This is a genomic window from Leyella stercorea (assembly GCF_019052365.1).
Taxonomy (GTDB): Bacteria; Bacteroidota; Bacteroidia; order Bacteroidales; family Bacteroidaceae; genus Prevotella.
The window spans coordinates 126252-134864 of record NZ_JAHQUY010000001.1 but is presented as its reverse complement, the minus strand read 5'-3'; the positions used below and the strand labels follow the sequence as shown (position 1 = coordinate 134864).

The 8613-nt window shown below is 51.7% G+C and carries 6 protein-coding genes; all 6 read right to left on the bottom strand.

Annotation, left to right across the window (positions count from 1 at the left end; all coding sequences use genetic code 11):
• Positions 1 to 284: 284 nt before the first annotated feature.
• Complete coding sequence (locus KTQ90_RS00490) at positions 285 to 1715, bottom strand: glycoside hydrolase family 57 protein (protein WP_217316799.1); 1431 nt, start codon at positions 1713 to 1715, stop codon at positions 285 to 287.
• Positions 1716 to 1775: 60 nt separating this feature from the next.
• Positions 1776 to 3047, bottom strand: coding sequence for a glycosyltransferase family 4 protein (locus tag KTQ90_RS00485; protein ID WP_022157836.1), 1272 nt, complete (start codon positions 3045 to 3047; stop codon positions 1776 to 1778).
• Between the two features lie 19 nt (positions 3048 to 3066).
• Positions 3067 to 5013: a glycogen debranching enzyme N-terminal domain-containing protein gene (locus tag KTQ90_RS00480; RefSeq protein WP_217316798.1), complete on the bottom strand. Its 1947-nt coding sequence runs from the start codon at positions 5011 to 5013 to the stop codon at positions 3067 to 3069.
• Between the two features lie 196 nt (positions 5014 to 5209).
• Entirely contained in the window at positions 5210 to 6142 is a 933-nt protein-coding gene (locus KTQ90_RS00475; RefSeq protein WP_217316797.1) for a diacylglycerol/lipid kinase family protein, read from the bottom strand.
• 64 nt (positions 6143 to 6206) lie between these two features.
• Entirely contained in the window at positions 6207 to 7142 is a 936-nt protein-coding gene (gene miaA, locus KTQ90_RS00470) for a tRNA (adenosine(37)-N6)-dimethylallyltransferase MiaA (RefSeq protein WP_217316796.1), read from the bottom strand.
• A 401-nt stretch (positions 7143 to 7543) separates the two neighbouring features.
• Positions 7544 to 8572, bottom strand: a complete 1029-nt coding sequence (gene gap, locus KTQ90_RS00465) for a type I glyceraldehyde-3-phosphate dehydrogenase (protein WP_022157832.1) — start codon at positions 8570 to 8572, stop codon at positions 7544 to 7546.
• Positions 8573 to 8613 lie beyond the last annotated feature (41 nt).

Sequence of the window (8613 nt, the reverse complement as noted above, 5' to 3'; positions counted from 1 at the left end):
AGTTCCCTTTGCCAGAATGGCAAACAAGTTGAGATAATAACAATGAACTTTGTTATATAGAAGCAATAATAAAAAAATGCCCCACGGCATCTCGCAGTAGGACATTTAAACCTTTATAACCAATATTTAATTGTACAAGAACCTTAATACTTCTTATTAATTCAATAGATTCAACTGTTGCTGTTGCAAACACATTCTGCTTTGCTTGAACATTGCAATCTTAACGACTCAGCGTTATAATCAGAACGATTAAGCTTCACAACTTGCATTTGCAACCGCAAACATTATTCAGCCTTCGGCTCAACAGCCTTAGCCTTCTTTGCAGCAGGCTTCTTTGCTGTCTTTGCAGCCTTCGGAGCAGCCTCAGCCTTCGGAGCCTTTGTCTTCTCGAGCTTAGCACGGAGTTTTTCCTCAGCAGCCTCAATCTTCTCAATCTTGGTCTGCAGACGGATAATCTCCTTGTTCTTCATCTCGATTTCCTCGTCCTGATTCTTGATAGTAGTGAGGAGCGAAGCAAGCTCGTCGTTGTCAACCGACTCAGGATAGAGCGAGTTAACGCGAGCGATGAAGTCGCCGAGGATGTTCATATAGTTGGTGAATGCGTCGAACGGCGAAGCATAGATACCACGGTCGATACCTACCTGCGACGGCTTTGTAGTCATCTGACGGAAGTTGTTAGAAGCCTGCAGATAGTCCCAGTCCTGGTTGATGCGCGGATCGTCGGCGATGCGCACACGGTCGGCTACACTATAGAGCTTGTTGAAAGCCTCACGCTGCATCGGGTTGCCGAGCCAAGAGCTAACGTCGCGCTCCTCGTCGGTCCAAGAGAGTGTGTCGGGCACATCGAGAGCGCCTACGCTTGCCATTGTCTCGCAGATCTCGCTCGGAGTAGAGAATGAGATGCCGCGCTGCTTAGCACATTCGGGCAGAGCTTTGAGGAAGTCAAGAATGTTGCTCGACAACGGCTGAGCCACGCCAAGAGCAGAAAGCTCCATGAAGATGTTCACTACGTGCTCCTCGCCAGGGAAGTTGGCGATGCGGTCTACGTAGTTGTCAGCGAAGAGCGGATAGCCCTCCCACTCGACATTGCTGAAACGAAGTGAGATATCGTCGCTGAGGTTAACGTCGCGAAGCAAGAGCTTGAGGTTGGGAGCGAGCGCGCAGTTGTATACATAGTGCGGCGACTTCCAGCCGAGGACGTGGCGTGCGCCTTCGGTAAGCATACCCTTGAAGCCCATCTGAGCAGCCTGAGCACCGATCTCGTCGCTGTAGATAAGCGAAGAGTTGCGCAGAACCTGAGGCTCCTTGCCGAAGTATTCCTTCATCTTCTGGCACTGGCGCTTCACTTCCTTAGCGAAGCTCTCCTCATTAGCGAGCGAAGCAAGACCGTGTGAGTAAGGTTCAGCGAGGAACTCTACGCAACCGGTCTGATTGAGTTCCTGCAACTTCTCGAGCACCTGCGGAGCGTGAATCTCCAACTGCTCCATGCCTACGCCAGAGAGAGAGAAAGCCACCTTGAAGAAGCCCGGATGCTCCTTCAACATTTCGCCCAAAGCCTCGAGAGCCGGCATATACGAGCGGTTAGCCACATCAGTGATGAGACGCTCGTCCTCGTAGTCGTCATAGTAATAGTGGTCTGTGCCGATATCAAAGAAACGATAGCGCTTCAGCTGTATGTTCTGATGTATCTCGAAATATAAACAAATCGTTTTCATTATTGTTTGTTTTAAGATTATTGAATAGTAAGTTACTCGGTTTGGCTTTTTGCTTTGAGTTTAAATGTCGCCAGCGAGAACGCGCTCGTACAGATTCTTGATACGTGCGCCAACCTTCTCCCATGTGATCTGGTCGACCTCGCGCTTTCCTTCCTCCTTGAGGTAGTTGAAGAGCGACTCGTTGCTACATATTGAGTAGATAGCGTCGGCAAGTGCGTGTATATCCCAGTAGTCAACCTTGATACAGTTGTCGAGGATTTCGGCGCAACCCGACTGTTTAGAGATAATTGTCGGCGTGCCGCATTGCATTGCCTCAAGCGGCGAGATACCGAACGGTTCAGAAACTGACGGCATGACGTAAACGTCCGAGTCTTTCAGACACTCGTACACTTGCTTTCCGCGCATGAAGCCTGGGAAGTGGAAGCGGTCGGCGATGCCGCGCTCAGCTGCGAGATAAATCATTGCGTCCATCATATCGCCGCTGCCAGCCATGCAGAAACGCACGTTGCGTGTGCGCTGCAGCACCATGTTGGCAGCTTCTACGAAGTACTCCGGACCTTTCTGCATTGTGATACGTCCGAGGAAGGTTACGACCTTCTCCTTACCCGTATGGTCGGGACGCGGGATGTCCTGCAGTTCCTGGCGCAGCGGATAAACGGCGTTGTGCATCGTGAAGCACTTGCGCGGATCCTGATGATACTGATGGATAACGGTCTGACGTGTAAGCTCCGACACGCACATGATGCAGTCGGCGTTGTCCATACCGTCCTTCTCGATGGCGTAAACCGTAGGGTTCACCTTGCCGCGCGAGCGGTCGAAGTCGGTAGCGTGAACGTGTATGCAGAGCGGTTTGCCGCTTACGTGCTTGGCGTTGATGCCGGCTGGATAGGTGAGCCAGTCGTGAGCATGAATGATGTCGAAGTCCTCTGTGCGAGCCACTACGCCTGCGATGATTGAGTAGTTGTTGATCTCCTCGTGCAGGTTAGACGGGTAGCCGCCGGCGAACTCCATGCAGCCAAGGTCGTTGACGTGCATATAGTTGAAGTCGGCATAGATATGGTCGCGCAGACGATAGTAATACTCTGGGTCCATGATATTGCCCACGCGTTCCTTTACGTAGTCGAAGTTGACGTCGCGCCAAGCGATAGGCACGCAGTTCATAGCCACGATGCGGCAGGCGCTGCGGTCCTCGTCGCCGAACGGATGCGGCAGACAGAGCACGGTCTCGACATCGCCCTGTGCGTGCAGACCCTGAGAAATTCCGAAGTTAGCGGTAGCGAGTCCACCAAATACGTGAGGAGGATACTCCCATCCGAACATTAATACTTTCATATATACTTATCCTCCTATTTTAATATTTATATTTTTCCAAGAGTTCGAGAGTGCGCAGAATCTCGGCTACGTTCATAGCGAACGAGATGGCGCCACGTCCGTGGAATGGCGGGTTGCCGTCGAAGAGTTCGGGGATTGTGCCGAGGCAGTGGCTCGTCATCTCGTCCTCGTAGCCCACCATCTGACGCTCGATGAACGACAGGCGTGTGCGCTTGTAAATCTTGAGGCATGCCTCCATGTAGAAGCCGCCGAGCCAAGGCCATGCTGTGCCCTGATGATAAGCGTAGTCGCGCTGTGTCTGCGGACCGACGTACATCGGGTTGTAGCCGCCGCTCTTCGGCGAGAGCGAGCGCAGGCCCTTCGGTGTGAGGAGTTCGCGTGTGCAGACGTCGAGCACCGCCTTCTGCTGGGCTGGTGTGAGCGGCGAGTAGTCGAGTGCAACGGCGAATATCATGTTCGGACGTACACTCCAGTCGGGGTTGTCCTTAGGCTCTACGTAGTCGAAGAGGTAGCCATACTCGTTGACAAAGGTCTCTACGAACGACTTGCCGCAGAGTGTAGCCATCTGCTCGAAGTCGGAAGCCTCTGTGGCGTCGCCAAAGTCAGCAGCCATAGATGCGCAGAACTTGAGGGCGTTATACCAGAGGGCGTTGAACTCGACGATGTAGCCTGTGCGCGGTACGACGGGGCGTCCGCCGGCTGTAGAGTTCATCCATGTTACTGCCTTCTCCTTGCCTTCCGAGTAGAGAAGTCCGTTCTCGCAGAGCTTCAGGTTCGGGTGGCGGTTGTCCTTGATAAAATGCAACACGTCGTAGAGCAGCTTGCCGTACTTGCGGTTGCACTTTTCGCGACCTGAATGTTTTGCATACTGCTGCACAGCCCATACGCACCAGAGCAGAACATCGGGCTGGTCTATCTCATAAATCTTCGCTGTGAGCGGCTTGCCTGCCATGAACTCGTAGAGTGCGCGCATGGCTGTCTCCATTACGAGCTCGAAGTAGTCTTCCTCCTCGATAGAGAGTGTAAGACCCGGCAGAGAGATGAATGTGTCGCGTGCGCGGCACTTGAACCAAGGATAGCCGGCGAGGATGTATCGCTCGTCTTTCTTTGTGCGGTTGTGGAACTGGTGCGCTGCGTTGACGAGGCAGTGGAAGAAATTGTCGCGCGGTGAGCGCTCGTCCACTTCCTCCTGGAAGAGCTTCTTCAGACCGGTTGTCTTGCAGGCTGTTGTTGAAGCCGAGAACACGATGCTCTCGCCCTTCTTGATGTCCATCTCGAAGTAGCCAGGTACGTAGAGGTCTTCGTTAGAAGCGTAGCCGCGCTCCTGCTCCTTCGGGTATTCTACGCCGCGGTACCAGTCGGGCTGGAACACGAACTCCACTTTCTTGCTGAACTGCATGTAAAGGTCGGGGTAGCCGGCGTACATGCAGGTCTTGATGCCGTTTGTAACTTCTGCATACTCGCGTGAAGCTACGGTATTCTCGTGCGTAAACTGGCGTACGCTGCGGAAAGCAAGGAACGGACGGAAGCGCAATGTCGTTGCAGAATGTGCATCAACAAGGGTATAACGGATAAGGATGCGGTCTTCATAGTGCTGGAACACTACCTCTTTTTTCAGAAGCACACCGCCTACGCGGTAGAGTGTTGTGGGCACTGTGTCACAATCGAACTCTCGGATATATTTGTGACCTTTCGGACTGTAATTATTGCCCTGATACTTGTGCAAACCAAGATTGAACTCGGCGCCGTGCTGAATAACGGTGGGGTCGAGCGAAGAGAGGAGCACATGGTTCTCGTCGTCGAGTTCCGGTACGGGCACGACGAGCAAGCCATGATACTTGCGCGTATTACAATCTACAATCGTAGAGCAGGAATATGCTCCCGAACGATTAGTACGCAACAACTCGCGTGGCAACGACTCTTCGAGGTTTGTCATCAGAGCTTTTTCGAATCTCAAATAACTCATAGATTTATGATTAAGGTTCATTATTAGTTAGCTGTAAGAAGTGTAGTAGTCTTTATATAGGCGTTGCTACCTTACGAAATCAAAGGTAGTAAAAATATATTTATACGCAAAATAAAATATTAACTATTTTAAAAAATCCTCATATTTCGCACAAAATATTGCAAAATATGAGGATTTATCATGGAAAACGTTTGCCTTATTCGGGTATGAGGAAGTTGATGACTTCCTGCTCCACGCTCACGGTGAAGGGTCCGACGGGGGTCTTCATGAGGCGTCCGTCGATGCCCACGAGCGCCTTGTTCGCCTCGACCACTTCCACCTTGCGTGTGCGGAACGGGTGGACGCTGCGATGGTTGAGGAACTTGCCGCGCACGAAGAGGTAGAAGCCTTCGATGAGCTGCGTCATGCCGGGATGGTAGACCACGCTCACATCGAGCAGTCCGTTATACGGCACGGCGTTCGGTGTCTGTCCGTATCCTGTAGCGTTGCCGATGCATACGGTCATCACGTTGCGCTCCACGGTGTCGGAGTTTATCTTCAGGTGCATGCGGTATTCGAGTCGCTGGAAAATCATGAGCACGAACGAGCAGAGGAACGAGAGCGTGCGCGAACCGAAGAAGTGGCGTGTCTGTCGACGCAGGTTCATGATGGCAGCGATGAGTCCGATGTTGATGCAGTTGAGGAAGTAGCGGCGGCACGCCTCGCCGTGCTTGTTGGTGTAACGTATGCAGCCGAGGTCAATCTTGCGCACGCGACGCTGCTTGAGCCACTTGATGGTCTGCTCGTAGTCGCTCTCGCGGAATCCCCAGAAATGGGCGAAGTCGTTCATGAGTCCGTTGGGTATCACGCCGAGCGCAATGTTCTCGCGTATGCTTCGCTCGGTGAGCATGAGGCAGTTGACGGCGTCGTTAAGCGCCGAGTCGCCGCCGACGATGACAATAGTCTTGTATCCGCTATTGATCATCATCTTCACCAAGCGCTCCACGCTTGCCGAGTTTTCGCTCTGCAAGTAGTCGTACTCGATGCCGTTCGCCTTCAGGCATCGCTCAATCTTCTCCCAGCGTTTGCCGGAGTTGAACGTCTCGTGTTTCGGGCAGTAGAGTATGCCCCAACGGTTGTCGTTAATCATATAGTAAGCCTTTTTTAGCGGCGGTATGTCCGCCACGATGTCACATTCTTTTACGTCTCTCTCGCTATGCGTCCTGCATCAGCTTGCATATTGCTTCTACCTTCTCCTCCATGGGCAGCTTGGCGTCAACCCAGTGGATGGTATATCCGCGTCGCTCCATGCCGCGGAACCACGTCATCTGTCGCTTGGCGAACTGGTGGATGGCTATCTCCAGTTGTCGGAACATCTCGTCGAAAGAGAGGCGACCTACGACGTACTCGGTAATGAACTTGTACTCAAGACCGTAGTATATAAGGTCTTCGGGGTCGATGCCCTCGCCTATCAACGAGCGTATCTCGTCAGCCATGCCCTCATCGAGGCGCGCCTTGAGTCGGCGTGTTATCTTCTCGCGGCGCAGGTCGCGGTCGATGTTTATGCCCACGATGAGCGAGTCGACTGGCGGCAGCTGTCGTTCGGGTGTGGGGTTTTCCAGATTGTATGTCTCTATCTCGATGGCGCGTATGGCACGCTGGGCGGTGTCCACGTCGGTCTGATTGTGCATGTTCGACCCGCTACGGCGCTTCAGTTCTACGAGCATTTCGGTGAGTTCGGCAAGCGACTTTCCGGCGAGAGCGTCGCGCAACGGCTGATTCTGCGGCACGGGCGAGAGCTGATAGCCGCCCAGCACAGCTTCGATGTACAGACCGGTGCCGCCACAGAGTATGGGCAGCTTGCCTCGGCTACGGATGTCGTCGTATGCCACGTGGAAGTCCTGCTGATACTGGAACAGATTGTACTTTGTGCCTGGCTCGGCTATGTCGATAAGATGATACGGAATCGGCTGGCCGTCAACTACATAGTCTGCCAAGTCCTTGCCCGTTCCGATGTCCATGCGGCGGTACACCTGGCGCGAGTCGGCGCTGATTATCTCGCCGCCGGTGCGCAATGCGAGTGCTGCCGCCACAGCGGTCTTTCCGCTTGCGGTGGGTCCGAGTATGGTTATCATTCTTTTGTTCTGCATGTCGTCAATAGCTTTGCTGCACGTGTATTTAATAATGTTGTTTCGGGTTCTGAAAGCAATTTGTTCGGTTTATAAAACCGATTGCTTTGCCTCTGATAGCACATAGCTACGGTTTCAAAATACAAACTTACAAAAAATTTCTCATACGCCGCACAATTGTGCAGAAAATTGTTTGTGATGCTACACGATTACCGCGAAGTGGTAACACGATTACACCTATTCTGTAACACCGTTACCGCGTATAGGTTACATTATTACCGCGCAACGGTAACGCCGTCAGCACGCAACGGTAGCGTTGTTAGAAACCCAATAATGAGGTTTCAGAAGGGGTATTGATACAAAAAAGCCTGGCATTTTACAATGCCAGGCTTATATATGTTGTCGTAAACCGAGTCAACGAATTACTTCAACTCTGCGAGGTACTTGATAGTACGAACCATCTGAGAAGTATAAGAGTTCTCATTGTCGTACCAAGAAACTACCTGTACCTGATATGTATCCTCGTCGATCTTGCTAACCATTGTCTGAGTTGCATCGAAGAGTGAACCGAAACGCATACCGATGATATCAGAAGAAACGATCAGCTCATCGTTGTAACCGAAGCTCTCGTTAGAAGCAGCCTTCATAGCAGCGTTGATACCCTCTACAGTTACGTCCTTACCCTTAACAACAGCAACGAGGATAGTTGTAGAACCTGTTGGAGTCGGAACACGCTGTGCAGAACCGATCAGCTTACCATTCAACTCAGGGATAACCAAACCGATAGCCTTAGCAGCACCAGTAGAGTTAGGAACGATGTTCTGAGCACCTGCACGTGAACGACGGAGGTCGCCCTTGCGCTGAGGACCGTCGAGAATCATCTGGTCACCTGTGTAAGCGTGGATAGTAGACATGATACCTGACTGGATAGCTGCATACTTGTTCAAAGCGTAAGCCATAGGAGCCAAGCAGTTAGTTGTACAAGAAGCTGCAGAAATAACTGTGTCGGCCGGAGTCAAAGTCTTGTGGTTTGTATTGTAAACGATAGTTGGGAGATCGTTACCAGCAGGAGCAGAGATAACAACCTTCTTAGCACCTGCTGCGATGTGAGCAGAAGCCTTCTCCTTTGATGTGTAGAAACCTGTGCACTCGAGTACTACGTCAACACCAAGCTCGCCCCAAGGAAGCTCAGCAGCGTTTGGCTTAGCATAGATAGTGATTTCCTTACCATCAACGATGATAGAGTTGTCTGTTGCCTCTACAGTGTGCTTGCCCTCACCGTACTTGCCAGCGAAGCCACCCTGAGCTGTATCATACTTAAGAAGGTGAGCCAACATTTTTGGAGATGTAAGGTCGTTGATAGCAACTACCTCATAACCCTCTGCCTCAAACATCTGACGGAAAGCCAGACGACCGATACGGCCGAAGCCGTTAATAGCAACTTTTGTCATTTTGTTTAATATTTAAATTAATGGTTGAAAATAAATCTTAC

What these genes read in the sequence shown, in the direction of transcription:
- KTQ90_RS00490 (WP_217316799.1), bottom strand. Translation starts at nt 1,715, where the DNA reads ATGAAAACGATTTGTTTATATTTCGAGATACATCAGAACATACAGCTG.
- KTQ90_RS00485 (WP_022157836.1), bottom strand. Translation starts at nt 3,047, where the DNA reads ATGAAAGTATTAATGTTCGGATGGGAGTATCCTCCTCACGTATTTGGT.
- KTQ90_RS00480 (WP_217316798.1), bottom strand. Translation starts at nt 5,013, where the DNA reads ATGAGTTATTTGAGATTCGAAAAAGCTCTGATGACAAACCTCGAAGAG.
- KTQ90_RS00475 (WP_217316797.1), bottom strand. Translation starts at nt 6,142, where the DNA reads ATGATTAACGACAACCGTTGGGGCATACTCTACTGCCCGAAACACGAG.
- miaA (WP_217316796.1), bottom strand. Translation starts at nt 7,142, where the DNA reads ATGCAGAACAAAAGAATGATAACCATACTCGGACCCACCGCAAGCGGA.
- gap (WP_022157832.1), bottom strand. Translation starts at nt 8,572, where the DNA reads ATGACAAAAGTTGCTATTAACGGCTTCGGCCGTATCGGTCGTCTGGCT.